This is a genomic window from Bdellovibrio bacteriovorus (assembly GCF_001592745.1).
GTDB lineage: Bacteria > Bdellovibrionota > Bdellovibrionia > Bdellovibrionales > Bdellovibrionaceae > Bdellovibrio > Bdellovibrio bacteriovorus_B.
Window position 1 is genome coordinate 1917074 of the sequence record NZ_LUKD01000001.1, and the last position, 25485, is coordinate 1942558.

General features: G+C 46.1%; 17 protein-coding genes. 3 read left to right on the plus strand and 14 right to left on the minus strand.

Features of this window, described 5'->3' with window-relative positions:
• Positions 1-108 precede the first annotated feature (108 nt).
• The 3 genes from AZI87_RS09220 (at position 109) to AZI87_RS09230 (ending at position 8502) form a co-directional block, all read left to right on the plus strand.
• The gene (locus AZI87_RS09220; RefSeq protein ID WP_063206252.1) at positions 109-3930 is read left to right on the plus strand and encodes a tail fiber domain-containing protein; all 3822 of its coding nucleotides are present in this window, start codon (positions 109-111) and stop codon (positions 3928-3930) included.
• A gap of 182 nt (positions 3931-4112) precedes the next feature.
• The gene (locus tag AZI87_RS09225) at positions 4113-8024 is read left to right on the plus strand and encodes a tail fiber domain-containing protein (RefSeq protein ID WP_081112160.1); all 3912 of its coding nucleotides are present in this window, start codon (positions 4113-4115) and stop codon (positions 8022-8024) included.
• Positions 8025-8130: 106 nt separating this feature from the next.
• A complete protein-coding gene (locus AZI87_RS09230; protein WP_063206253.1) occupies positions 8131-8502 on the plus strand; it encodes a hypothetical protein in 372 nt (123 codons plus the stop codon).
• Positions 8503-8528: 26 nt separating this feature from the next.
• On the opposite strand, the gene AZI87_RS09235 is transcribed toward AZI87_RS09230, so the two are convergent.
• From AZI87_RS09235 to mmsA, 14 genes are all read right to left on the minus strand, one after another.
• Positions 8529-9974, minus strand: coding sequence for a methyl-accepting chemotaxis protein (locus AZI87_RS09235; protein ID WP_063206254.1), 1446 nt, complete (start codon positions 9972-9974; stop codon positions 8529-8531).
• A gap of 222 nt (positions 9975-10196) precedes the next feature.
• Positions 10197-11789 carry a response regulator gene (locus AZI87_RS09240; RefSeq protein ID WP_172795509.1) on the minus strand — a complete coding sequence of 531 codons (1593 nt, stop codon included), beginning with the start codon at positions 11787-11789 and terminating at the stop codon, positions 10197-10199.
• 91 nt (positions 11790-11880) lie between these two features.
• The gene (locus tag AZI87_RS09245) at positions 11881-12723 is read right to left on the minus strand and encodes a CheR family methyltransferase (protein ID WP_063206256.1); all 843 of its coding nucleotides are present in this window, start codon (positions 12721-12723) and stop codon (positions 11881-11883) included.
• Positions 12723-16094 (minus strand): response regulator, encoded by a 3372-nt coding sequence (locus AZI87_RS09250; RefSeq protein WP_063206257.1) that lies wholly within the window; start codon positions 16092-16094, stop codon positions 12723-12725. The genes AZI87_RS09245 and AZI87_RS09250 overlap by 1 nt, the downstream gene beginning before the upstream one ends.
• A gap of 295 nt (positions 16095-16389) precedes the next feature.
• A complete protein-coding gene (gene msrB / locus AZI87_RS09255) occupies positions 16390-16899 on the minus strand; it encodes a peptide-methionine (R)-S-oxide reductase MsrB (RefSeq protein ID WP_063206645.1) in 510 nt (169 codons plus the stop codon).
• 279 nt (positions 16900-17178) lie between these two features.
• The gene (locus AZI87_RS09260) at positions 17179-17400 is read right to left on the minus strand and encodes a hypothetical protein (protein ID WP_063206258.1); all 222 of its coding nucleotides are present in this window, start codon (positions 17398-17400) and stop codon (positions 17179-17181) included.
• Positions 17401-17529: 129 nt separating this feature from the next.
• Positions 17530-17952: a hypothetical protein gene (locus tag AZI87_RS09265; protein WP_063206259.1), complete on the minus strand. Its 423-nt coding sequence runs from the start codon at positions 17950-17952 to the stop codon at positions 17530-17532.
• A 104-nt stretch (positions 17953-18056) separates the two neighbouring features.
• Positions 18057-18485, minus strand: coding sequence for a VOC family protein (locus AZI87_RS09270; protein WP_063206260.1), 429 nt, complete (start codon positions 18483-18485; stop codon positions 18057-18059).
• Positions 18486-18496: 11 nt separating this feature from the next.
• Positions 18497-20215 (minus strand): gamma-glutamyltransferase, encoded by a 1719-nt coding sequence (gene ggt / locus AZI87_RS09275; RefSeq protein WP_063206261.1) that lies wholly within the window; start codon positions 20213-20215, stop codon positions 18497-18499.
• A gap of 40 nt (positions 20216-20255) precedes the next feature.
• Positions 20256-20873 carry a uridine kinase gene (gene udk / locus AZI87_RS09280; RefSeq protein WP_063206262.1) on the minus strand — a complete coding sequence of 206 codons (618 nt, stop codon included), beginning with the start codon at positions 20871-20873 and terminating at the stop codon, positions 20256-20258.
• 10 nt (positions 20874-20883) lie between these two features.
• The gene (upp, locus tag AZI87_RS09285) at positions 20884-21516 is read right to left on the minus strand and encodes a uracil phosphoribosyltransferase (protein ID WP_063206263.1); all 633 of its coding nucleotides are present in this window, start codon (positions 21514-21516) and stop codon (positions 20884-20886) included.
• Positions 21517-21528: 12 nt separating this feature from the next.
• Positions 21529-22743, minus strand: coding sequence for a DUF1688 family protein (locus tag AZI87_RS09290; protein ID WP_063206264.1), 1215 nt, complete (start codon positions 22741-22743; stop codon positions 21529-21531).
• Positions 22736-23983 (minus strand): GTP cyclohydrolase II, encoded by a 1248-nt coding sequence (locus tag AZI87_RS09295; RefSeq protein ID WP_063206646.1) that lies wholly within the window; start codon positions 23981-23983, stop codon positions 22736-22738. Before AZI87_RS09295 ends, AZI87_RS09290 begins: the two co-directional genes overlap by 8 nt.
• An 11-nt stretch (positions 23984-23994) precedes the next feature.
• Entirely contained in the window at positions 23995-25470 is a 1476-nt protein-coding gene (gene mmsA, locus AZI87_RS09300; protein ID WP_063206265.1) for a CoA-acylating methylmalonate-semialdehyde dehydrogenase, read from the minus strand.
• Positions 25471-25485 lie beyond the last annotated feature (15 nt).

Below are 25485 nucleotides of genomic sequence, written 5' to 3' on the forward strand. Positions count from 1 at the left end.
ATATTAAAAGTTACCCACACTTGCACTTTAAGCTGATTTAATCCGATTTGAACAAGATTCAGTTAAAAACTGCTCTAAGTTTCTCCGAACTCTTCCGATAGAATGAATATGAATTACTCCGGTACGTATCTTCTCATATTGGTACTTCTTTGGAATTGCTTCGCAATGGCTGCGCCTAAGTATTTCACGTATCAAGGTCGCATCGTTAAATCTGATGGAACTGCCTTAGAATACGGGAACGTCAGCTTTCTTTTTGAAATTACTAATCCCAATGGCACTTGTGTGATTTACCGTGAACAAAAAGACGGTATTAACATGCAAAGCTCAAAGGGTGTCTTTGATGTTCCTATCGGAAGTGGAACGAAGTTGTTCCCAACGGATCCTTTGTTTTCTTTGTTAGATGCTTTCAATAATTCAGAATCGCAAAATTGTGCAGGAGGCGCGACATATTCTCCTTTATCAGGGGACGGGCGTCTGCTGAAAGTGCAATTTCACGATGGAACGGGCTGGAAAGTCATCGATCCACCAAATGAAATTCGTACCGTGCCTTTTTCAGCGTTTGCTCATTCGGCAGAAAAGCTGGGCGATAAATTAGCGAGTGATTTCCTTTTAAAAAACAGCGTCGCTTCTTGTTCGGCGGGACAGTATCTGACATTTGATGGAACAAGTTTTACTTGTCAAAACGATGCTGGTGGAGCTGGTGTGGTTTCAGACGTCAACGTCACGGCTCCACTTACAAAGTCGGGCACGGCATCCATTCCGGTGATAGGAATTTCAGTTGGAACCACAGCGGGAACTGTCGCCGCGGGAAATGATGCTCGGTTCAGCGATGCCAGAATTCCTACGGGAACAGCAGGTGGAGACTTAAGTGGGACATATCCAAATCCTTCTGTAGCTAAAATTCAAAATGTCGCGGTGTCTTCGGTGGCTCCTACTTCCGGTCATTTCTTAAAGTTCGACGGTGCTCAGTGGTTGTCGTCGGCAATCACGATGTCGGATGTTGCCAATTTAAATACGACTTTAACAAATTATCTGACGACATCTGCGTTTAATACGGCAGTGGGAAGTGCGAACTGTGCGGCCCACCAAACTCCTTATTGGAATTCCGTTTCAGGATCTTTCCAGTGTCAGTCGATCAACGTTTCTGTTGCTGGTGACGTCAGTGGCACGATCGGTGCGGTGGTTGTAAATAAAATCAAAGGCGTGACGGTTGATACGACCGGCCTTACGACAGGACAAGTTCTTAAATATGATGGCACGAAATGGGCGCCAGCTTCGGATAGCAATGCGGGCGGCACAGTCACGAATATCGCGACGGGCACTGGTTTAAGCGGTGGACCTATCACTTCAACGGGAACTATTTCGCTTGCGAATACGGCGGTGACGGCGGGTTCATATGGTTCTACAACTCAAGTTCCTACCTTCACGGTGGATGCTCAAGGTCGTTTGACGACGGCAGCGAATTCTGCGATCGCGTTTCCAGTTTCAAGTGTGGCGACCAAAACAGGTGCGGTGACTTTAGATTATGGTGATATCAATAACGCCGCTTCAAAGTATTTCACCTATCGTCCAAACAACGTTTCTTGTAGCGATGGACAAACCTTGAAATGGATTAACGCAAGTTCTCGTTGGGAGTGTGCGAATGACACTTCTTCGGGTGGTACCGTCACTAATATTGCAACAGGCACAGGATTAAGCGGTGGTCCTATTTCCTCAACGGGCACTATTTCCTTAGCGAACACCGCAGTGACAGCCGGTTCTTATGGTTCAGCAACCCAAGTTCCCACTTTCACGGTAGATGCTCAAGGCCGTTTGACGACCGCATCTAATGCTGCCATAGCTTTTCCGGTAACAAGTGTTGCTTCTAAAACAGGTGCGGTGTCTTTGGATTATGGAGATATCAATAATGCCGCTTCAAAATATTTAACTTATCGCCCTAACAACGTGGCTTGTTCTGACGGACAGACTTTAAAATGGGTTAACGCCAACTTGCGTTGGGAATGTGCGAATGATGTCGATACGTCTTCAGGTGGAACTGTCACCAATATTGCTACGGGAACGGGACTTAGCGGTGGACCGATTACATCTACGGGAACAATTTCTCTAGCGAACACGGCGGTAACGGCAGGTTCTTACTCTCGCGCTAATATCACGGTCGATGCTCAAGGTCGTCTGACAGCCGCGAGTAATGGGGCCGCTGTAAATCTTGGGACCGAAGTGACGGGAACTCTTCCGATTGCTAACGGTGGTACAGGACAAACGACTGCGACGGCAGCGTTTAACGGTTTATCGCCAGCCACGACGAAAGGTGATTTGATCGTCAACGATGGAACAAATGATGTTCGTTTGCCTGTAGGAACAAACGGCCAAGTGCTTTCTGCAAACTCTGCTCAAGCTTCTGGTTTGCAGTGGATCACTCCAACTAACGGCACGGTGACAAACGTAACAGGTACGGCGCCGATCGCTGTGTCGTCTGGTTCAACAACTCCTGCCATTTCAATCAATGATGCGACGACTTCGACGAAAGGTGCTGTGCAAGTCGGTGCGGGGCTTTCTGTCACTTCCGGTACAATCAGTGCGGATCCGGTGAATTTCCCTGCAACGGTTCCTGTTTCTAAAGGTGGTACGGGATCGACATCCTTAACGGCCAATAGACTTCTAGCTTCGAATGGCACTGGCTCTGCTGTGATTGCATTTAACTGTGCTAACGGTCAAATGGTGACGTTTGATGCAACGGGATTGATGACGTGTACTTCATTCGTAAATAGCAGTGTGATTTTAAATGGCGGAAATTCCTTCGGCGCCAACGCCACTATTGGAACCAACGATGCTTACGCGCTGGGTTTTGAAACAAGTGGGGCGACTCGCATGACAATTCTTTCGGGCGGTAACGTCGGTATCGGCACGGCTTCACCTGGAGCAAAACTTCATGTCAGCGGTGGAACAGCGACAATCGAGAACTCGGGTGGCGAAGCCTTGATGATAAATAGACCGAATGGAACCTTTGGATATTTGAACTTCACAACATCAGGTGCGCGTCGCTGGCACTTGGGTATTAGCAGTGCTTCCGAGGGTGGCAGTAACTTGGGTTCTGATTTTTATATCAACCGCGCGAACGATGCGGGAGCTTATATCGATACTCCCTTCCAGATCTCGCGTATGACGGGCGATGTGACACTCTCAAGTCTTTTAAGCACGGGCGCGCGGGTTCAAATGGCTCGTGATGGTGTGAATAACTCTTTCCTTTCTGCTCAAGGAACCGGAACGGATATGGAAAGAGCGGCAATAGGATTTAGATCCAACGTGGGGACGGGGCTTATCAATGCCTTGATTTTCCGAGTGAATAACATGGTGGGTGGAGAATGGGTCGCAATGAACTCAGGCACGTCACCATTTTTAAAGTTGCATCCGATAAATTTAACTGCGCCACCCACAGGTTGGGGCGGTGGTCTTTGGACCTGGGATGCTTACGTTGAAGCGACATTGGCTTTGGGTAACAACGGTGTACAGAATACTTACTTTACCGCTAGTGGTAACGGAGTCATGGCGGGAACACTAACGCAAAACTCGGATATTCGTTTAAAAGAAAACATCGAAAGAATCCCGGCAAGTTTAGCGAAGATCAATCAGCTTAATGGTGTGACTTACTATTGGAAAGACCGCGCTCGTGACTCTGAAAAGCAAATGGGACTCATCGCTCAGGACGTGGAAAAAGTTTTTCCAGAGGCCGTGCGAACGACAAAATCTGGATACTTGAGCGTTGCTTACCAAAACTTGGTTGCACCCCTTGTCGAGGCCGTCAAGGAACTACATAAGCTCTATTTAGATCAGACCGCTGAAATAGAGACTTTGAAAAAAGAAAATGAAGCCCTGAAAGAACGTTTAGATAAAATCGAACAGCGTCTTGATAAGATAGACACTCAAAAGTAGAACTTCCTATTTTTTCGAGATTTGAAGCTACGATCAGTGCTCGAATTACTTCTGATTTCTTAAGGAAAAACCCGACGTGTTCTTGGAAAAGTGTCTCAGTTTGAGACCATACGGAACACATATCTTTATTAACTTTTAACAACAGTCTTTCGGCGACCGTTTAAAATGCCGATAAGATGCCTATGAGAAACAAAATCTCCGGCACGTCATTGTTGATCATGAGTTTACTTGCGCTCTCGGTGCAGGCTTCACCGCCTCTTTTAACTTATCAGGGACGTATTCTTAAAGCCGACGGATCTCCGTTAGAATTTAATAACGTCAGCTTTCAGTTTGAAATAACAAGTCCTAATGGTCAGTGCATTATCTATCGCGAACAGATCGACCACATCGACATGACGAATTCAGGTGGGGTGTTTGACGTTCCCATCGGTGGGGGAGCACAAAGCCATCCCGTTTCTGCGACATTCAAACTTTTAGATTCTTTCAACAACTCGGCGTCGTTTTCTTGTGATGGAGGTTCTACTTATAACGCGGCCTCCGGTGATCAAAGACGTCTGCGCGTGCGTTTTCACGATGGTTCAGGTTGGAAAACAATTTCACCCGATAACACCATTCGTTCTGTCCCGTATGCCGCGTATTCTGCGGCCTCCGAAAAGCTTGGAACTTATCAGGCGAATGATTTCGTTTTAAAAAATACGGTTACAAGTTGTCCGGCGAATAACTTTCTTACTTTTGATGGCACTGCTTTTTCATGTGCTCCAGTAACGGGGGCTAGTGGTGGAACAGTTACCAACGTGACTTCAGGAAACGCCTACGCGACCGTAACGAATGGAAACTCCACCCCACAAATCACGGTGAATGTGGGAACCGCTGCAAATACCGTGGCGGCAGGAAATGATTCACGTTTTACTGATGCTCGTACACCCACAGGAAATGCTGGCGGAGATTTAGGCGGCACATATCCTGATCCGACCGTGAGCAAGTTGCAAGGTGTCGCAGTGGCGACGACAGTTCCTACATCGGGGCAGTTTTTTAAATATTCCGGAACCAATTGGACTCCAGCAAGTATTGCGATTTCTGACGTCACAAATCTTTCTTCGACTTTAAGCAACTATCAAACAACGTCCGCGTTTAACACAGCCGTGGGCAGTGCGAACTGTGGCGCGCACCAAACCCCTTACTGGAACTCCGTTGCGGGCGCATTTCAATGTCAGGCAATCAATGTTTCCGTAGCGGGTGATGTCAGTGGAACTATTGGTGCTGTGGCCGTGAATAAAATTAAAGGTGTGGATGTCGATACCACAGGTCTTACTGCAGGGCAGGTTCTTAAATACGACGGAACAAAGTGGGCTCCGGCCAATGATTCTAATGCTGGCGGGACTGTCACTAATATCGCAACGGGCACGGGTCTCAGTGGTGGTCCCATTACTTCAACCGGAACAATTTCCTTGGCAAACACGGCGGTGACTGCGGGATCTTACGGTTCCACAACCCAAGTAAGCACTTTCACTGTCGATGCTCAAGGAAGACTGACTACGGCAGCTAATGTGAACATTGCCTTTCCAGTAACTTCAGTTGCCACCAAAACGGGAGCCGTGACACTGGATTTTGGTGATATTCAAAGTGTTGCTACAAAGTACCTAACTTATAAACCCAATAATGTGGCCTGTAGTGATGGCCAAGTTTTAAAGTGGATCGCCGCCAGCTCTCGCTGGGAATGTGCGAATGATACCGATACTTCTTCCAGCGGTACTGTTACGAACATTGCAACGGGCGCCGGTCTTAGTGGTGGTCCTATCACTTCTACGGGGACAATTTCACTAGCAAACACGGCGGTGACTCCCGGATCTTATACGAAAGCAAATATCACGGTCGATGCGCAAGGAAGAATCACGGCAGCTACAAATGGATCGAGCACCGTGGATCTTACGACGGATGTAACGGGAGTTCTGCCAATTGCAAATGGCGGTACAGGTATTTCTACTGGAGGCAGTGCCAATCAAGTTTTGAAATGGGATGGTGGCACCAACAAATGGGCGCCTTCCTTCGTTAAGTTAAGTGAACTGACAAACTCAACTGGTGGAAGTGCTTTCAATATTGCGGGCTGTACGGCTTCTCAAACTTTGAACTGGAGCTCTATCACTGACAAGTTTGAGTGTCAGAGTATTTCTATCGCGAATACGCAAGTCACGGGACTTGGGACGGCAGCGACAAAAGCGGCTGGTACGGCGGCGAACGAAGTTTTATTACTTGATGGCTCTGGTCGACTTCCAGCAAGTGCTTTGCCTTCGACTTTAGGTCAATGGCAGGCGTCTGGAACAAAACTCTTCTATGATGACGGTGTCATTGTTGCTGGTGGCTCCGGCACGGCCTACACAGGGACGAATCATTCTTTCGTCGTTAAAGGGGATACAGGACAGTATTCTCAATTCATTATGGATCGTGGAGGTAATTTAACCAGCTTTTATACCAACGGCACAAGCATGAATATGGGAAAGTGTACTTCGGTTGCTTGCGGGGGTTACACGAATTTCTTATCGGTAGATTATTCTAGCAGTCGCATGGATTTGGGGATGGGTGGGACTTACCAGAAACTCTATCTGACTTCTTCAGGTTATCTAGGTGTCGGAGCTTCTTCTCCTTCTTACAGCGTCGATGTTCAATCGACAGATGCTTTCCAACAGCGCTTATTCCACTCATCTGATTCAGACTATAACGGTGCCGCTTTGATGATGACACGAACTCGAGGCACCTTGGCATCGAACACCGGTGTCCTTTCAGGGAACACTATTGGTGGATTTTATTTCCGCGCGCATGATGGCTCAGGCACGGGTACGACGACATCAGCGATTGAAGTCAGTGCCACGGAAAATCAATCCACGACAAATCGCGGTTCTAGAATGACTTTTGAAACTACAAGCACCGGAGCAGCGACACGCACGGAAAGAATGCGTATTGATGGAAATGGCTACGTTGGAATCGGAAATACTTCTCCGACGGTTCCTTTGGATGTTTTAAAATCCTTTGATGGTTTTACGGCCATTCGGGCTCAGAATACCAACACATCCGTCGGGGCTTATGCGGGATTTGCTGCAGAATCAGATACTGCCGCAATGGAAGTCGTGGCTTATTCATCTACCAACTCGGGCATGTTCGGGAGCGTTGCAGCAGCTGATGCCGTGGCTGTTCGTAGTTGGAATGGGAAGCCAGCGTCGTCTATGTTGGTCGGTACCGGAAGTGCGGTGCCCTTGCACTTGATCACGGGTAACGCGCCAAGATTGACTATCAACGGTGGTGGGTATGTCGGTATAGGAACCACGTCACCTTCTTCCGATTTAGATATCATGAACTCCGTGAATGGCGGTTACATCCGCGCGTCTTCTCAAGATGGAGGCTTTGAAATCGCCAGTGGAAATGATGATACGTCCTTCATCGACTTTCGAGGAAGTTCCAATTTGGCGGTCGATTACCACGGGCGATTGCGGTATACCGATAGCGTTGGATTCTCATTTGAAACAAACGCATCTGCCGTAAGTCGATTGTTTATTCGCAGTACTGATGGCTTTGTTGGCGTTGGTACGACAGCTCCTTCGCATTTATTCACGGTGAACGGAACGGCCTATGCCACTTCTTGGAACACTCCTTCTGATCAGCGCTTTAAAAAAGACATTCGCCCCATCGAGAGCGCTTTAGAGCACGTACTAAAATTAAATGGTGTCCGTTTTAACTGGATACCTGAAAGCACGCCGGTGGCTATCGAAAAAGTTTCTGATATTGGTGTGATCGCTCAGGAAACGGAAAAAGTTTTCCCTGAAGCTGTCTCTACGGATGAAAATGGCTATAAATCAGTGAATTACGCTAAGCTCGTGTCACCATTGATTGAGTCTACAAAAGAGCTTTACGGGCTTTGTAAAGCGTCTGAACAGCAACTGCAAAGACTGTCCGCGAAAATAGAAGCTCATGACCGTCGTATTGCTTCGTTAGAAGCCGAAAACAAGCAAAAGAATGCGGCTATCAAAGAGTTGAAGAGCGAAAACGCCGATCTTAAAAAACGTCTGGAACGTTTAGAACAAAAGCTGGGTCTTTCAAAATAAAAATGACTAATATCTGAAATAAGAAATTTTCGGTGAAGGAAGTTTCTTATTTTATTGGAATTTAAAATAAAACTACATAGACTTCCTCAAGCTTTGAGGGGGGCTTATGTTCAAAAGTATCTTATCTTCGGTTTTCTTATTTCTTTTACCCGCATTGTCTTTTGCGGCTTCTGAAAAAATTGAATGCACCGCCCAGGTCTTTGAATCATTCCCAGACGGGACGGCTCGCAGAGAAAGCGTACCGCTCACTATCGAAACCGAGTCAGCTTATCATATGGCCTTATCGGCATCGCTAGATGGAAGGGCCTTTGTGCTTAGTGGTGATAAAAGCAAGGGGCCCTACTTCGTGAGCATCACTGAGGAACCTGATTATACAAAAGGCTCATTAACGACGGCGGAATTTTCTAAAGAAGGCCGACTGCAACTCTCAGTTGTGCAAGGAAGACTGACCCACAAGTTAGAATGTTTTAAGAAGTAAAAAAGGGACCGCAAGGTCCCTTTTTGTTAAGCGGCTTTATTTCCTTCAATCAGTTTTCGTAGATCCAGAATCAAAGCATCGACGGAATTGGTTTTATCATTCAGTTCGTCTGCGATGAACGACATTTCCTCAGAAGCTTTGCTATTGCTCTGTGATGTGGAATCCAGATTGACCAAAGCTCCGCTGACCTGTTGGATCCCGGCTTTTTGTTCTGCCGCCGAGGACGCAATGTCTTGATTGAAACCGGAAACTTGTTCGATGTTCATTAATATTGTTTTCAGCACTTCCTGGCTTAACTCTGCCTTGGAGGCACCCTCTTCAATATATTCTGCGCTTTGTGAAATCAGGTCCGAGATCTCTTTAGCAGAAATCGAACTTCGTTGCGCTAAAGATCGAACAGCTTCGGCCACGACAGCAAAGCCACGACCTGCTTCACCCGCTCTCGCGGCTTCTACGGCTGCGTTTAAAGCCAGAAGATTTGTTTGGAAAGAGATATCTTCAATAATGTTGATGATGTCTTGCATTTTCTTCGAGCTTTCACTGATTTTTGTCATCGAATGCATCAGCTGTTGAACCGCATGGGAACCGTCTTCTGCAGAACGCTTTGATTCTTCCGAAGCCAACTTAGCCTGCATCGCTCTTTCGGTACTAGTTTTCACGATGGATTCAATCTCGGTCATTGAGGCCGTGCTTTCTTCCACCATCGCTGCGGCCTTGCTGGAGCCTCCATGAACTGTCTTACTTGTTTCAGTTAGCGCTGAAGATGCTTTGTGCACTTCCAAAGAATTCTCAGCCAAGGCATCACAGATTTTTTTAACTGTCTTGCTAATGGAGATCGAAGCCAGGAATGAAACAGCCCCCGCTAAAACGATCGAAACCACAGCAAATACACTGACCCAGGTTTTTGATTCGTTTTCAGCTTTGTGGGCTAAAGCAGATGCTCGCTCAGCGTATTCGACTTGATACTGTGTTTCACGCAATAGCGGAGCATAGACTTTCTCGGCCTTCCCAGGACATACTTCGCGAACTAGATTCGCGATTTTTTCTTCGTTAGTACCGAAGTCCTGAGCCAACGTCAGAACTTCTCCACCAAAAGCCTTGAATTCGTTCCATCCACTGAGGAACTCTTGAAAACTTTGGCGCTGTTTTGCCGTCGGATCTATCTTGGTGTAGCGTTCGATATGTTGTTCAAAAAGCGCTATCTGTTGTTTGGAATGCTCGATGTAGTTATTTACTTCTGACTGGTTATTGCCCGAAAGGCCGATGCTGCGCACATGGATGCGCAATTCGCGGATAGTCGCACGGAGGTCCGCCAGCTCTTTCAATGAAGGAAGATTTTCGTCGGCGACAATGTTGTATTCGTATGTCACCTCATTCAGAAAATAAAAACCAATGGCCCCGCTCGTAGCGGATAAGAAAGATACAAATAAACCCATGACTGTCAGCTTCGCTTTAAGACTCCAAGATTTCATAAACGTCTACTCCAGCTGTTAAAGGTTCCTAATAAATTAATCGGTTGGAGTTTTGAAAGATGTAGAAGAAAAGATCGCAAAAAATAAACTTCATATTTTTTTGGACCTAAACATCACGGCGAAATTTAGACACTACAAGAGCGGGTTTAGCAGAATGAAAATCAATTGGAAAAGCAGTGTGGATAAGTAAACAAAAGGGGCAAGCCTTTGCCCCCGTAATATCTAATGCAAGACTTCTCTTGGAGAAAGAAGTTTAACGATAAGCTCCGTCAGCTCTTTGCGGCGAACGGGTTTTGTCATCACTTCATCGCAGCCAGCATCTAAGCATTTCTTTGCTTCTTCTTTCATTGCGTGGGCAGTTAAAGCGATGATTGGTCCGCCATAACCATTGTCGCGCGCACGACCTGTGGCTTCGTATCCGTCCATCATTGGCATTTGGATATCCATAAGCACGATATCTGGTTTTTTTTCTGAAATCATACTGAGCGCTTCAGCCCCTGAACTGGCTTCAATAATTTCGGATCCAGAGTGTTTGAGATATCGATCAATTAAAAGTCGATTGTCGCTCACATCGTCAACGACAAGAATTTTTTTGCCTTCAAGAACTTCAACCTTCGCTTGCTGGCCCTCTTGGGGAGCGACCGCGAAGTGAGGAGCATGAGCTATGGCCTCTGAGTTTTCTAAGATCATTGAAATTTCAAATGTTGAGCCTTGACCTGGAGCAGATTCTTTTAAAATCAAATCTCCATGAAGAGTTTGAGCTAGATGTCTTGAAATCACCAAGCCCAAGCCCGTGCCGCCAAAGCGTCGGCGAGTTGAAATATCAGCTTGGCTAAAAGGTTGAAAAAGATTTGTCTGCTCGTCTTTTGAAATGCCAATACCGGAATCTTTGACCTTAAAGAAAAGACGTGTGGAATTTCCGCCCGCCGGTTCCGCGGTCACCTCGACGTCGACTGTTCCTTTTTCTGTAAACTTAACGGCGTTCCCAATGATGTTTAAAAGAACCTGTTTAATGCGGATGGGATCAGAATAGAATTTATATTGCGGTAAGAATCTGCGGATGCGTAAAGCAATGCCTTTTTGTTCGCAACGCAAATTCAACGTGGCACTGATATCATCTATCACTTCATCTAATGAAAATTCAGTTTTCACTAATTGAAGTTGTTGCGCCTCGATCTTTGAAAGATCCAAAATATCATCAATAAGTCGAAGCAGCAGTTCGCCGTTACGACGGATGGCTGCTAAGCAATCCAATCTTTCTTCATCACTTAAAACTTCTTGAGACAGAACATCAGAAAAGCCTAAAACGGACGCCAGGGGAGTACGGATCTCATGCGACATGTTCGCTAAGAACTGGCTTTTTGCCATGTTCGCATCTTCAGCTCTTTTACGAAGGCGTTCAACTTCCTTCATTTGTTCGCGCAATAGACGGGCTTGATAATCAAGTTGTACAAAGGCCTGCACCTTGCTGCGGACTATGTAAGGATCTAATGGCTTAAACATTAAATCGATGGCGCCGGTTTCATAACCTTCAAAGATGATAGATTGATCGCGCTGCTCTGCCGTCACGAAAATGACGGGTAAGTTGCGAGTGCGATGGACACCGCGGATAAGGCGCGCTAGTTCAAAACCGCTCACACCGGGCATTTGAATATCTAAGAGCGCCAACGCAAAATCGTGCTCTAGAATATGATTTAAGGCCTCTTCCGCGTTGACGGCAGAGTAAATATCGATGTCATCATTTGCAATCAGCTCTGACATCGCAACAATGTTTTCTCGGTGGTCATCCACGACGAGAATTTTTGTTTTATCCATGTTTCTCCCAAACATGCCATCTCCACGAACGTACCGAGTTATGTAAACAATTTGTTATTATTGTTGTCCACACCTATTACAGAATCTTTAATTACACTTTTCTAATTTTCTTTGCCACCTGCATTGGGTTTTTTTGATAGATTCTCTGTCCCGCATCAATCTCGTCGAACGAGTCCTTGTATTGGGAAAAGCGAAGCGTCTCTTTAGAACCCAAACCTAAAAATCCTCGGTCACTTAAAGAATTAAAGAAGAGATCAAAAACACGCCCCTGTAATTCTCTATTGAAATAAATCATCACGTTGCGACAGAAGATAACGTTGTGTTCTAAGAAAGATTCATCAGTCGCCAAGTTGTGATCAGAGAAGACTACATGATCGCGCAATGAAGCGCGAAAGCGTGCGAAATCATAGTCAGCTGTATAGTACTCCGAAGGACTTTCTTTGCCCCCTGCCTCTGTATAGTTTTTTGCAAATGCTCGCATGCTTTCAATAGCGTAAATGCCTTCCGAGGCTTTCTTTAAAGAATTGTGATTTATATCCGTCGCGTAGATCAGCGATCTTTCGTACAGACCTTCTTCTTGCAGTAAAATTGCCAAGCTATAAACTTCTTCACCCGTGCTACAACCCGCAATCCAAAAGTTCAGAGCGGGATATGTCTTCAGCACAGGGACCACTTTTTCACGAAACGCCAAAAAGAACGAAGGGTCGCGAAACAGTTCGGTCGTAGAAATCGTTAACTGCGGAACCAGCTCTGCAAAGAAATGGGGATCGCGCAGAATTCGAGCCATCAATTCAAGTTCATCTGGTAAGCTATACTTCGACAGCAAACCTTCAACCCTGCGAGTGAACGAGCTTTCATTATAGCCACTGAAGTCGTAGCCATATTTCTCGTAAATTCCCTGCAGTAAAAGTTTTCTTACCAAAGCATCATTCATTAAACGATGGTCTCCAGTGATGAAACCCAGACTTTTAAGACCGATACAAGACTTCCTAGGTTGATTGGCTTCGGCAGATAGTCGTTAGCACCGACTTGAATACACTTTTCATGGTCACCCTTCATAGCTTTCGCGGTCAGGGCAATGATCGGAGTGGTTTCGTATTGGCTTTTTTCCCGGATTTTACGGATGGTTTCGTACCCATCTAGACGTGGCATCATGATATCCATAAGAATCACATCGACCTTTTGAGCGACTTCGAGTTTCTCTAAGGCTTCCACACCATCCCGTGCCACCACGACCTTAAAACCTTTGCCTTCTAAGACGTGAGTTAACGAAAACAAGTTTCTAAGATCATCATCGACTAAAAGAACTGTTTTTCCCTCGAAGCTTTGCTCGCGACTGCGCAACTGCTTTAATAAATCTCGCTGCTGTTCTGGCAGGTCTTCTTCTACGCGGTGAAGGAATAAGTTCACTTCATCCAACAAGCGCTCTGGAGAACGTACTCCTTTCAAGATAATACTTTCAGCATACTGGCGAAGGGCAGCCTCTTCATCTCGAGAAAGATCCTGACCTGTATAGATAATTACCGGAGGCAGGTGAGAGCTAATGGCGTTAAGCTTATCTAAGAACTCGGCACCGCTCATATCGGGCAACGCAAGGTCCAAAACCACGCAATCAAAAGTTTCATTATTAAGGTGTTCTAGGGCCTCTTGTCCGTGACTTGCGCCGACAATTTTAAGATCTAAACCTTGCACAAGGCTGATGATGGCGTCCCGCTGAGCTTGATCGTCTTCCACAACTAGAAGGCTTCGGGCCTTTTTCGAAATCAGCGTTTCTATTTGGCTAAGAGCTGTACTGACATCTTTGATAGATGTTGGTTTTGCCAGGTAACCCATGGCGCCCATGCGCATCGTGTTGTGTTGGTAATCAAGGGCTGAAATCATGTGAACCGGGACGTGGCGCAAGCGAGGCATTTGTTTGATTGTTTCAAGCAAACCAACCCCACTGATTCCAGGAAGTTTAATATCTAACATGATCGCTGTTGGAACATACTCTTTTAAAACGGCCAAGGCTAGCTCGCCCGAATTCACTTCAAGAGATTGGTAACCATAACCTTTAGCAGTCTGTGCGATAAGACGGCTTGTCGCTTCGTCATCTTCAACAACTAACAAAGTTTTTAGGTGCGGCTCCAAAGAAGAAATCATTGCCGATACCTTTTCGTCGACAATCACGGAAGAGCGTTCAGGGCGAGCGGGAGCTACATACTTCACCACTTTTTGGGGGGCAGCCTGTGTTTGCGACAAAGAAGGGGCCCCCGGAAGTGTTTGTGGAATTTCCAAAGTAAAGGCACTTCCATAACCCACTTCGCTATCGACGTAAACTTGCCCACCTAAAAGGGATGTTAACTCGCGAGAAATCGTCAGGCCCAAGCCCGTGCCACCATAGCGCCGGCTGATAGAACTATCGGCCTGCTCGAAGGCTTCGAAGATAGTGATGCGCTTTTCTTCGGAAATACCTATACCAGTATCGATGATTTTGATCGTGACGAAACCGTCGCGTGAAGAAGACTGTTCGGCTTTAATTGTAATGCTTCCTTTTTCCGTAAATTTCACGGCGTTTGAAAGGAAGTTACGCAGAATCTGTTCGACACGTTGTAAATCAGTGTTCATCTGAACGGCTTTGACCTCTTCCGAAGCATCTATCACCAGACGAAGATTCTTTTTATTTGTTTGTGGCAAGAAGGTAGACTGAAGCTGGGAAATCAAATGACCTATCGTGAATTTTTCAGCTCTTAAGGTCAGTTTACGGGCCTCGATCTTAGAGATATCTAAAATATCACTGATCAGTCCCAACAAATCGTTACCGGCATCATAAATTGTCGAAGCAAAACCAATTTGCTGTTCGTTAAGGTTCCCTTCTTTGTTTTCCTTAAGAAGCGTCGCTAAAATCAATAAACTATTTAAGGGTGTGCGAAGTTCATGCGACATTTTTGCTAAAAACTCGGACTTATATTGATTCGTTTTTTCTAGATCCAAAGCTTTTGCTTCGACTTCCTTGCGAGAAAATTCAAGCTCACGATTTTTGTTGTTCAAGTTTTCCTGTTGCGCTTCTAGGGCGCGAGCTTGTTCCTCAAGCTCTTCATTACTTGCGCGAAGTTCTTCTTGTTGAGCTTGCAACTCGAGAGCTTGTTCTTGTGTCGTATTTAAGAGGCGCTGCAAGTCTTCTTTGGCGTGAGCAGTGTTAATGCCGACGGCAACAACTTCGCGCAGACTGTTTAAAAGCGTGCGCTCGTCATCTGTAAGATCGCGGAATAAGGCGAACTCTAAAATTCCTACGGGTTTTCCATATTGATATATCGGGAAAAATAGAATTGATTTGGGATCGGTGATACCTAAGCTTGATTCAATTTGTAGATAGCCAGGCGGCACGTTGCGCACTTTAAACATCTCATCCTTTTGAACGGCTTCACCTAGTAGTGTCTCACCGATCTTGATGCGCTCAATCCTTCTATTTGCGAAAGCCTTGCTTTCAGCGTACGTGGCCTTCAAAAGAAGACTGTCACCCTCGGTAATGTAAAGACGAGCCGCCGGAATCTGCAGAAATCGGCAAAGATAATGAAGAACTTTATCACCCATTTCAGCCATGTTTAAATCTTCTGCTAGGATCGCAGAGACTTCTGCCAGTCGCGATTTCATCCAGGTTTCGCGGGCCTGGCGAGCGTTTTCAGCGCCTTGTTGGCGCCAACTACGACGAATAAGATAAAAAGCAGTTCCTGTTAAAGCGAGATTGACGGCGATCGAGAAAAACCAAGAAATATAACCGATGTCTTCAGAAGACTGAGCTTTCTGTTGACGATCTTTAAGAAGTCTTTGTTCTTCGTTTTTCATAAGAGTGACTTGATCACGCAACTTATCCATAACGATTTTGCCATCGCCAGGCAAAGCAGCGTCCTCTTTTACCGTAGAGAGCTTGCGCAGAGAGTTCTTAAAAGCTTCTTCTCGATCTGTCAGAGTTTTTTCGATGTCATTTAAGGAAGCCTGTTGGCGCGGATTATCGATTGTGAGGCTGCGCAGATTTTGGTAGCGTTCGCGAGCCTCTTTCACACCAGAAAAATACGGATCCAAATAGTCCTTACGGTTTGTCAGAAGAAATCCGCGCACACCTGTTTCTGCGTCCTTGACCGCTGATAGCATCAAATCCAGCTCAGAGATGACATTTGCGGTGTGCTGCACCCATACTTGTTGCTGGCGAATATTTCTAAAGACGTTAAGCAGCAGAATCGAATTAAAAACAATCAAGACCGCGGCAACAAGAAAGAATGTTTTTAAAGTCGTAAAGCGAGAGCTTTTTTCGAAGTTTTCAGTCACATCACACCTTTAAGAAGTTACGAAATTAAATGCGATATTGCAGGGGAACGGACTTCCTATCACACTCGAGATAAAAATCTACAAAGGGACGCAGTTTTTTCTGAAAATTGATGTACGCATCATAAAAAAGAAAATACTTAGCACTGCAAGTGCCGAGAGAAAACAATGACGTGTTTTAATTTTTGAACGCTTTTTAACAGCACTGAATTTTCAGAGGAGAAACTCAAGAAAATCTTACAGGGATGTAATGAATCGCGCGCTCAAGGACTCGAGCGCGCGATGAATATTATTTTAACTAAGGTTTGTAGGGATTTTTCTTCGCTTCGGCCCAGTCTTTTTCATTAAAATCCTTGAGCCAATCTTCATAACCTTCAGCTTCCATTTTTTCTAATGGCACAAAACGTAAAGAGCCTGAATTAATACAGTAGCGCAAACCATCTTCTCCGGGGCCATCATCAAACACATGGCCTAAGTGCGAATCAGCGCGCGAAGATCTGACTTCGGTGCGCACCATTCCATGAGACATATCTTTCTTTTCTTTTACGATGCCTTTATTGATCGGCTTACTAAAGCTGGGCCAGCCCGTGCCCGAATCGAATTTATCTTTCGAAGAAAACAACGGCTCTTTGGAAATCACGTCGACATAGATTCCGGGATGATGATTGTTCCAATAGGAATTTCTAAATGGTGCTTCCGTAGCATTTCGTTTTGTAATCTCGTATTGCTCAGGGCTTAAGAGTTTCTTCAGTTCTGCATCGTCTTTAGGGAAGGCGCATGTCTCAGGGTTGTACTTTTCAGTCTTCACAGATTCCTCCTTCTTGGGAGTCGCTTTTTTGCTGGGGGCTGCGTTAGCACTCAAGGAGAGAGCCAATAGCAGCATAATAAGTGCAGGTGTTCTCATAGGAAAAACCTCCAGCAACTATTGTAGTTGAGAAGGCTCTATTTTCGGAACAATTTTTCTGTACAAAAATCTGACACTTACTTTAATTCGAAGTTTCGTGAGGTTGAGCACGCTGGGTTTGAAAATAAAAATAGAGTGGTATCCACGGCGTCTCTTTCGAGCCGCCGTGGAACTTCCGAAGTTTTAGTGCTTTTTCTTGTCAGGACCGTACTTTTTCAAAAGAGATGTCAGGACACCTTTGACTTCTTCTTCATGCAGACCGCATTTTTGCTGAACCAAACCATAGATTGATTTGATACTTCCATGAGTCATCTCAAGTTCTTCGCTAGAAATGTCTTCCCAGGTTTTTTGTAGCTCTGCTTTAAGCAAGGGCCATTTCTCTTTTGAAATCTGTGTATTCATCATAGCGCTCTCCTGCGTTATGAAGATAAGAGAAAGCACAGGAAGTGCCAGCCGTTAAAAACACTGTGGTGATTTTAATCGTTTCGAGTGGGGTATTATTCCACACAGCCGGGAATTGCTCCCAGCCTTTGCTTATTTGCAGGAAAAACCGGGACCCATACCAGAGTCGCGGAAGTTAAAGTAGTCCCGTGTCTCAAGATCGTTCACAAACAGTTGTCCCGTATAATGAGAGAACTCAGAACCTTGGAATTGCGGATAAAGTCTTAAGTAAACACCTTCAGCATCGCCACGCAAGCTGATGTCACTATAGTATGTTTCTGGCGATATGCGAACATTGGAGTTCGTGTAGCTTTTCGAGAAGCCTTTTTCTTTTACGATCAAGGTTGCACCAAAACTATAACTTCCGATGAAAGGCGTTTTGGGATTGATCGCCTTATTGAACAGCACTTCGATTCTGACGTCGTCGTTTTGAGATGGAATACAAACCAAGCGGGTGACAGAGGCGATGGACGTGGAAGCAGACAGGGCGATAAATAAAGAAATCAGTGTTTTCATAGTGAAAGGGGATTAACGACCCTCGCGACTAAACGCAACCAAAAACAATCAAGGGAAAGCTCAATGAGAAAATGCGGAGGTGAACTCCGCATTTTAAGAAACAATTAGAATGTGATTTTCACGGAATCTGCTGATTTTTTTGCGGGTCCATGAAAAACCGCCTCGATGTTGTTGCCATCGGGATCAATTACAAAAGCAGCGTAGTATCCGGGATGATACGGGCGTTCTCCCGGAGCTCCGTTGTCTTTGCCGCCAGCTTCTAAGGCCGCTTTATAAAATTTTTGAACCATGTCGCGGTCTTTAGCTTGAAATGCCAAGTGCACACGACCCGTAAGTTTTCCGACGGCGGCCTGGCTATCGACCGAAGACACAAACAGTTCATCAACCCAGAAATAATCCGGGCCCTCGCCTCCTAGGGGAACGTCAAGAGTCTTAAATACAGCCATATAAAATTTTTTGCTGGCAGCAAGATCTTTCACTACTAACTGAATATGATCGATCAAGCGACCGCGATGAAGCTCATTTGTTTCCACAGGGGACTCCTTTATTTTGCGACACTAATGCCGATATCACGTGGGTCGGCGACTCCGTGCAAAGTATCTCTTTCGTTAGCAACCGCCATCACGTAACAAGGAACAGGTTCGATTTTCACGTCGTAACCCATTCCCTGAAGCTTTGCGACAACATCCGCGCCGGGTCCTGGGGGATCGATGTATAAAACATCCGGTTGCCATTGGTGGTGATAGCGTAACATAGCGACGGAATCATACAACGACGTTTTAAACTCAACATAGTTTAAGATTGTTTGCGCAACGCAACTGATGATGCGAGTTCCGCCAGGGGCACCGACAGCCAAAACGGGTTTCTTGTTATTTAAAAGGAGTGTCGGTGACATGCTGCTAAGAGGCGTCTTTTGAGGAGCAATGGCATTGGGTTTACCACCGATAGCGCCAAATAAGTTAGAGCCTCCTTCTTGCGCTGAGAAGTCATCCATCTCGTTATTTAATACGATTCCGGTGCCTGGTGCGACAATCGCGGCTCCCATCCAGCCATTGATTGTTTGAGTGGTGGCAACGGCATTGCCTTCAGCGTCCATCAAAGACAGATGTGTGGTCTCGGTAGACTCATACCCAGGGGGCTTTCCGGCAGCGACTTCCGAGGCTTTGCGGGCGCGGTCTACAGGCACTTCGTTGCGACGACTTTGTACATAGTCTTTAGAGATCAAGCCTTCTACTGGGACTTTCACAAAATCAGGATCTCCTAAGTACTTCGCGCGGTCTGCAAATGAAGATTGCAATGCCGAAGCGGCTAGGTGAATAGATTGGGCTGTCAAAGGGCCCTGTTTTTTTAGCTGATCTTTTTCAAGAAATTCCAAAAACTGGATGACGTGAACTCCTCCAGAGCTGGGTGGGGGCATTGAAACCACTTCGTACTTTTGAAATTTTCCAACAAGCGGTTTGCGCCACTTCACTTGATAACTATCAAAGTCCTTTTGAGTGATGATGCCTTTACGTTCTTTTGAAAGTTTGATGATAGATTGAGCAACGGGGCCTTTGTAAAACCCATTCTTTCCGTTTTTAGCGATCAGGCGAAGCGTTTTTGCCAAATCTTTTTGTACCAAAACTGTTCCTACCGGGGGAACTTTTCCGTCCGCCGTTAAAAATATTTTTTTAGCCTCCGGATCTTTAGCAAGTACTGCAGCGCGATTTTCTAAGGCGCGATGAAATTCGGGATAGATCGGGAACCCATTTTCCGCCAGCTCAATAGCGGGTTGCAAAACTGTCTCTAGAGGTAATGAGCCAAAACGCTGATGAATTTCTAAAAGACCTGATACCAAGCCGGGAACGGCGACAGCCAAGACGCCATTCTGAGATTTGTCAGCGTCGGCTTTACCGTCTTTTCCAAGATACATGTTCTTAGTGGCTTTCAGGGGCGCACGCTCGCGGAAATCAATGGCGTAAGTTTCTCCGCTTTTGGCTTCATGAAAAATCATAAAGCCGCCGCCCCCAATACCCGTAGATTGAGGACGTTCAACCGAAACAGTGAAAGAGGCCGCCACCGTTGCATCAATGATGTTTCCGTTTTGTGCGAAGATCTTTTCTGCCGCTTGGGAAGAAAAACGTCCTTGAGTGGAAACGGCATAGCGGGAACCATAGGCTTGAGCCGTTTCACGGTCCACACGCTCTTTGTCCGTGCGGATCACTTTGTTTTGACAGCTTAAAAGTAAAGCGGTGAGAGAAAGAAAGAGTAATCTTTGTTTCATGCGCAACGTCCTTGGTGCTAGGGCTTTTGCGCAAAAACTTTTAAGAATCCAGGTACGTATTCAGTCTTTGGCAAAAGGAGTTTAGGGTTTCTGAGTACTCGCCAAGATCTTTAACAACAATGTCAGCAAAGTTCTTGGAGGGCTCAACAAACTCATTGTGCATCGGACGCACTTGAAGTTCAAATTGCTTTTTAACCCCGTCAGGAGTGCGACCACGGTGATGAACGTCGCGGTGAAGGCGGCGTTGAAAGCGCAACTCTTCAGGTGTGTCAAAGAAGACGGCTTCGTTAAGCTCTGCACGGACAAGATCTGAATGAAGAATCAGAATGCCATCGACCAGAACTATTTTCGTGGGGCTTTTGGTCAAAGTCTCTGGACGGCGGGTGTGGGTTTTAAAATCATACAAAGGAATTTCAATATCCTGGCCATCTTTAAGCTGACGAAGGCCTTGTGCCAATAAAGAAAAATCAAGACTGCTGGGATGATCGAAGTTCACCGACCCGCCGTCTCCGTCAAAGCGAGCCGACTGATCGATGTAGTAGTTGTCTTGGTAAAGGATCATGCAATTGTCTTCACCCAATTGCTTCTGCAATTCCAAGGCGAAGTGAGTTTTGCCTGATCCGCTGCCACCTGCTACACCGATAATGTAAACGCTCATGCATGAATCCCTATTTGGTTTGAAACAGTCTGTCTCCGGCATCACCCAGGCCCGGGACCAGATATCCCATTTCGTTGACCTGCTCTTCGATGTTGAGCGTGTAGATCTCTACATCGGGGTGGAAGTGTAAAATCCTGTCGAGCCCATGATGGCTGGCGAGAATACTTAAAACCTTCACCTTGCCGACGCCGTAGTTTTTTAAACGATCTATAGCTGCCACAATAGTGTCGGCCGTGGCAATCAAAGGATCACAGAGTATAATTTCTTTATTCTGAACGTCCTGAGGGAGTTTAAAATAGTACTCTACGGTGTTTTGAATAAATTTATCTCTATAAATGCCTATAAAGCCCGTAGAAGCGCGTGGGATCATCGACAGCACAGCGTCCAGCATTCCGTTCCCTGCGCGCATTATAGACACGACGACAGGGGGCTGGATAATGCGTTCTGCAGTGGTCTTAGCAATAGGAGTCTCAATAGGAACAGATTCCAGATGCTTCCAGTCTCGCATGGCCTCATACACTAGGATTTTTGAAATCTCTTTCACGATTTCCCGGAATTCGTGAGAGTACGTATCCTTATCACGAAGATAGCCGAGTTTGTGTTTAAGTAAAGGGTGCTCGATGACTTTGACTTGTGGGTGCATAATTAACTCCAGTTAAAATACGGTTCCGTCGCTCTCAATTTTTAATGGAGGCGAACTGTCTTTTCGAAGGGATCCTGCGGCTTTGCGACCCGCCCACCAGGTGCCCCCTTCAAGAACTTTGGCTAAGGGGAAATCTTCATCAGATTTATTTAATTTTTTACGAACTTCGGCGCCGATTCTATCCAAAAGGGAAATTGTTAACCCTCGCCACTCAATAACCAGATCCGAGTCGGGACGGTGTGGGCGTTGTTGTAATTCATTTTGTTTTAAAGAGATCAGACCCAAATCCAAGAGCAGTCCGCCGTTACGGTATTCAGCAAGTCCCGTTAGCTTTTCGATGCCAGTGATTTCAAAACCCGCCTCCATCAAAGGCTCCATGAGGGAGTAACTCATCCATTGTGAAAGTTTATGAAAAGCCGCAAGTCCTCCGGGGATTTTATCGTAAGACCAGATATCACCTAGATTGGTGGCTCCCACCTTCACTCGTCCGGGCCAGATATCGCCGAAACCATCCAAGACCGCGCGCAGAACTTGGGTTCCTGTTAAAGTGTAACCATAGCGAGTAAGAAGATAGTCTACTAAACCTCCAGGTCGCTCACCCCTGAACAATTCCTTTTTGCGCGCCAAAACTTCACCCAGGTTTTTTAATAGAGCCAGTCGGCCTTCTACTCCTACGAGAGGATTGTCCGGGCGCACTTGAAAGGCCGATCGCAGTGTCTTTTCAGGAAGACTTCGTAATGCCAATGAGTCTACTTGCAGAGGATTAGTGCGATGGCTGGAAAGATGTCCTTGTATAAAAAGATAAAAGCTAGCTACCGCCAGCCCCTCTGAACGAGAGATTTTTTTGCCCGTCAGTCTTTCTTCATACACCCAAGATTCGCCGGCTCCTGCATCGAGCAAAACTGACGTGATCACCAGATCTAGCTTTGTGCGCGCAATTTCTAAAGCATCCTTTTCGGAAAGTTTGGCTTCAAGAATTTTAACCCGGTCCACTTGGCCGGCACGGAAATGGCTCCATCGTGAATGAAAAGGAATATCTAATGTCGGGTACTTATCGCGAATCACCTCGACAACGTAATTCACGACGGCATTCATCTTTTCTGGATGATAATTGAAATGGGTTTTTCCTTCTTCGGTCAGCTTCAAAATTTTTTCGGCACTGTCTCTGATGGCAGACGGCGATAAAAGAAAATCCAAGTCCTTTTCTGTATATGTATGGCTATTCATCGATGGGTCTCCCGATCACTGTTTTAAGTTCTTCAGCAGATTTGCTGGCTTCGGCGGTGAAGTAACCTTTGGCTTTTTTGGCTTCGATCTCAACCTGCGCATCTGGAGGAATCAGGTGGGGAGGAATGCAGACTCGATTGATAACTTCAATCCCGCTTTTTACGATGGCATCGTATTTCATGTTACTCATTGAATGCAGATTGTGAATCTTTGTAATTCCGAAGAAATGCAGGATGTCTGGCATCAACTCTTGGAAACGTGCATCTTCAACTCCTGCAACACACTCGGTGCGATGGAAGTATGTTGCTGCGGAATCGCCGCCTTGCTGACGTTTGCGGGCGTTGTAGACTAAGAACTTGGTGACTTCGCCTAAGGCGCGACCCTCTTTGCGATAGTAGGCGATAATTCCGACGCCTCCTTTTTGAGCGGTGCGTGCAGCATCCTCAATGCCGTAAATCAGGTAGGGGCGGCATGTGCAGATGTCTGATCCAAAGACGTCGGATCCGTTACACTCATCGTGAACACGGCATGTGAGCTCGACTTCCGGCTTCGCTAAATCCTGTGGATTGCCAAAAATATAAACTGTGGTGTTTCCAATAGGTGGCAACATCACCTTTAGATCAGGTCTTGTAACCAGTTCCGGGAACATGCCTCCCGTTTCCTGGAAAAGAATCTTTCGTAATGCACCTTCTTCAACACCCAAACGGTGCGCAATTCCCGGTAAATACCAAACCGGTTCGAAAGCAACCTTCGTAATTTTAATATCTTTGTTTTTCGTGATGATCTTGCCGTCAATGTGCAGGCGTCCCGCAGCGATGGCTTCATTGATTTCGGGAATTTGTAAGTGAGCCTGAGTCACTGCTACTGTTGGACGAATATCGTAGCCCTCTTCAAAGTAATCTTTGAAATGGTGAGGAACATCGAACCCCCATGGGTCGATCGAAACAATTTTTTTCGAATCATACCAAGAAGCATACGGCCCGATCTTCACGGGACTTTCCGTGTTGTGCAGATCTGGCTTATGCAAAGTCGAGTATCTTCCTTTCGCTATCGAAAGAGCTCGGTACACCGTGTAGCTACCACTGTGGGTGCCGATGGCGTTGCGCTTTTTAGGGTCGGTTAACGAGGCAATCACGGGACCGCGCTCTGCTGGTGAAGAAGCGCCCCACTTGATGGGTGGGCTTCCTCGGAATATCTGACTGGAATGTGACGTCAGAATAACGTGCGAAGATCTTTTCATATCAGTCCCTGCTATGACATCCATGTGGTGTCCTCCTGTTTTTCCCATTTCACTGTGACTTTTTTGATGTTGGACCAAAAATCCAAAGAGTGGTGACCGGTGATATCGCCATGTCCAAATTTAGAGGCGTTCACACCGCCAAATGAAAATGGTTCGCGTGGAACGGGGACACCGACGTTGACGCCGACCATGCCCGTGGAAGCCATGCGCACGACTTTTTCGGCCAGGTTGCCATTCGAGGTAAAGACCGAACAGGCATTGCCGTACTCGACGCTGTTTTCAATTTTCATGGCTTCGGAAATATCTTTGCAGCGGATGATGCTTAAGACAGGTCCGAAAAGTTCAATCTTGGCGATTTCACTTTGGGGTGATACGTGGTCGATGATTGTCGGGCCGATCCAGTGACCGCCTTCGTAACCTAAAGGCGGGCGCGCTTTTCTTCCATCTAAAAGAATCTTGGCACCCTCGTATTCTGCTTTAGCGATAGCTTTATTAAGAAAATCCACTTGGCCCCGAGTGATAATCGCGCCCATGTCTTTTCCCAGCTCTAATGACTTGGCTCTTTCAATAATTTTTTGAATGTGTTTATCAACGTCACCGACGGCCAAAAGGACGGCCGCGGCCATGCAGCGCTGTCCAGCGCATCCCGTGAAAGAATCACTGATACCCAAACCAGAAAGCTCCGGATTGGCATCGGGTAAAAGCACGATGTGATTTTTTGCGCCACCTAAAGCAAGCACTCGTTTACCTTGACGAGTCCCGCGCTCGTAAACTTGTTGAGCAATTTTCGTAGAGCCAACAAAGGCAACGGCTTTCACCAAAGGGTGATCGATAATAGCTTCGACGGTTTCTTTTCCGCCTTGAAGTACTTGTAGAAGGCCCGCTGGCAGACCGGCTTCGTGAAAGGCTTCCGCAATTTTCAAAGAAGTGAGTGGAGTTTTTTCAGAAGGTTTCCAAACGTAAGCATTTCCAAGTGTCAGGGCAATGGGCATCGTCCACAGTGGAACCATGGCCGGGAAGTTAAAAGGTGTTATGCTGGCAACAACCCCTAAAGGCTCGCGGCGGTACTCACAAGTGACACCGCGAGAAACTTCGGTCTTGCCTCCTAAATCCATATTTTGCAAAGCGATGGCGAATTCTAAAACTTCGACTCCTTTTAGCAGGCCGGCTTTTCCTTCAGCGAAGCTTTTTCCGGATTCGGCGCTTTTTAAATGGGCGATTTCATCAAGGTCGCGAAGAAGAATCTGCCTAAGATTAAACATCACCTTCGTGCGTTCCTTCATCGGAACGTCGGCCCATTCTTTTTGTGCTTTTGCGGCGGCTTTCACCGCAATTTCGACATCTTCTAAATTAGAATGGTGGAACTCGCCAATTTTGCGCCCGTTGTAGGGGCTGACGATTTCACTTTTAAAGCCAGAGGCTTTTTGGAGTTTGCCAGAGACGAAGTTTCTGCAATCAATAACATAGTCAGGGACTTGTACGTTCATTCTAGTTTCCTTTGC

Bases quoted from the DNA above. Each gene is read 5' to 3' on its own strand.
- AZI87_RS09220 (WP_063206252.1), top strand. From the start codon at position 109: ATGAATTACTCCGGTACGTATCTTCTCATATTGGTACTTCTTTGGAAT.
- AZI87_RS09225 (WP_081112160.1), top strand. From the start codon at position 4,113: ATGAGAAACAAAATCTCCGGCACGTCATTGTTGATCATGAGTTTACTT.
- AZI87_RS09230 (WP_063206253.1), top strand. From the start codon at position 8,131: ATGTTCAAAAGTATCTTATCTTCGGTTTTCTTATTTCTTTTACCCGCA.
- AZI87_RS09235 (WP_063206254.1), bottom strand. From the start codon at position 9,974: ATGAAATCTTGGAGTCTTAAAGCGAAGCTGACAGTCATGGGTTTATTT.
- AZI87_RS09240 (WP_172795509.1), bottom strand. From the start codon at position 11,789: ATGGATAAAACAAAAATTCTCGTCGTGGATGACCACCGAGAAAACATT.
- AZI87_RS09245 (WP_063206256.1), bottom strand. From the start codon at position 12,723: ATGAATGATGCTTTGGTAAGAAAACTTTTACTGCAGGGAATTTACGAG.
- AZI87_RS09260 (WP_063206258.1), bottom strand. From the start codon at position 17,400: ATGATGAATACACAGATTTCAAAAGAGAAATGGCCCTTGCTTAAAGCA.
- AZI87_RS09265 (WP_063206259.1), bottom strand. From the start codon at position 17,952: ATGAAAACACTGATTTCTTTATTTATCGCCCTGTCTGCTTCCACGTCC.
- ggt (WP_063206261.1), bottom strand. From the start codon at position 20,215: ATGAAACAAAGATTACTCTTTCTTTCTCTCACCGCTTTACTTTTAAGC.
- udk (WP_063206262.1), bottom strand. From the start codon at position 20,873: ATGAGCGTTTACATTATCGGTGTAGCAGGTGGCAGCGGATCAGGCAAA.
- upp (WP_063206263.1), bottom strand. From the start codon at position 21,516: ATGCACCCACAAGTCAAAGTCATCGAGCACCCTTTACTTAAACACAAA.
- AZI87_RS09290 (WP_063206264.1), bottom strand. From the start codon at position 22,743: ATGAATAGCCATACATATACAGAAAAGGACTTGGATTTTCTTTTATCG.
- AZI87_RS09295 (WP_063206646.1), bottom strand. From the start codon at position 23,983: ATGAAAAGATCTTCGCACGTTATTCTGACGTCACATTCCAGTCAGATA.
- mmsA (WP_063206265.1), bottom strand. From the start codon at position 25,470: ATGAACGTACAAGTCCCTGACTATGTTATTGATTGCAGAAACTTCGTC.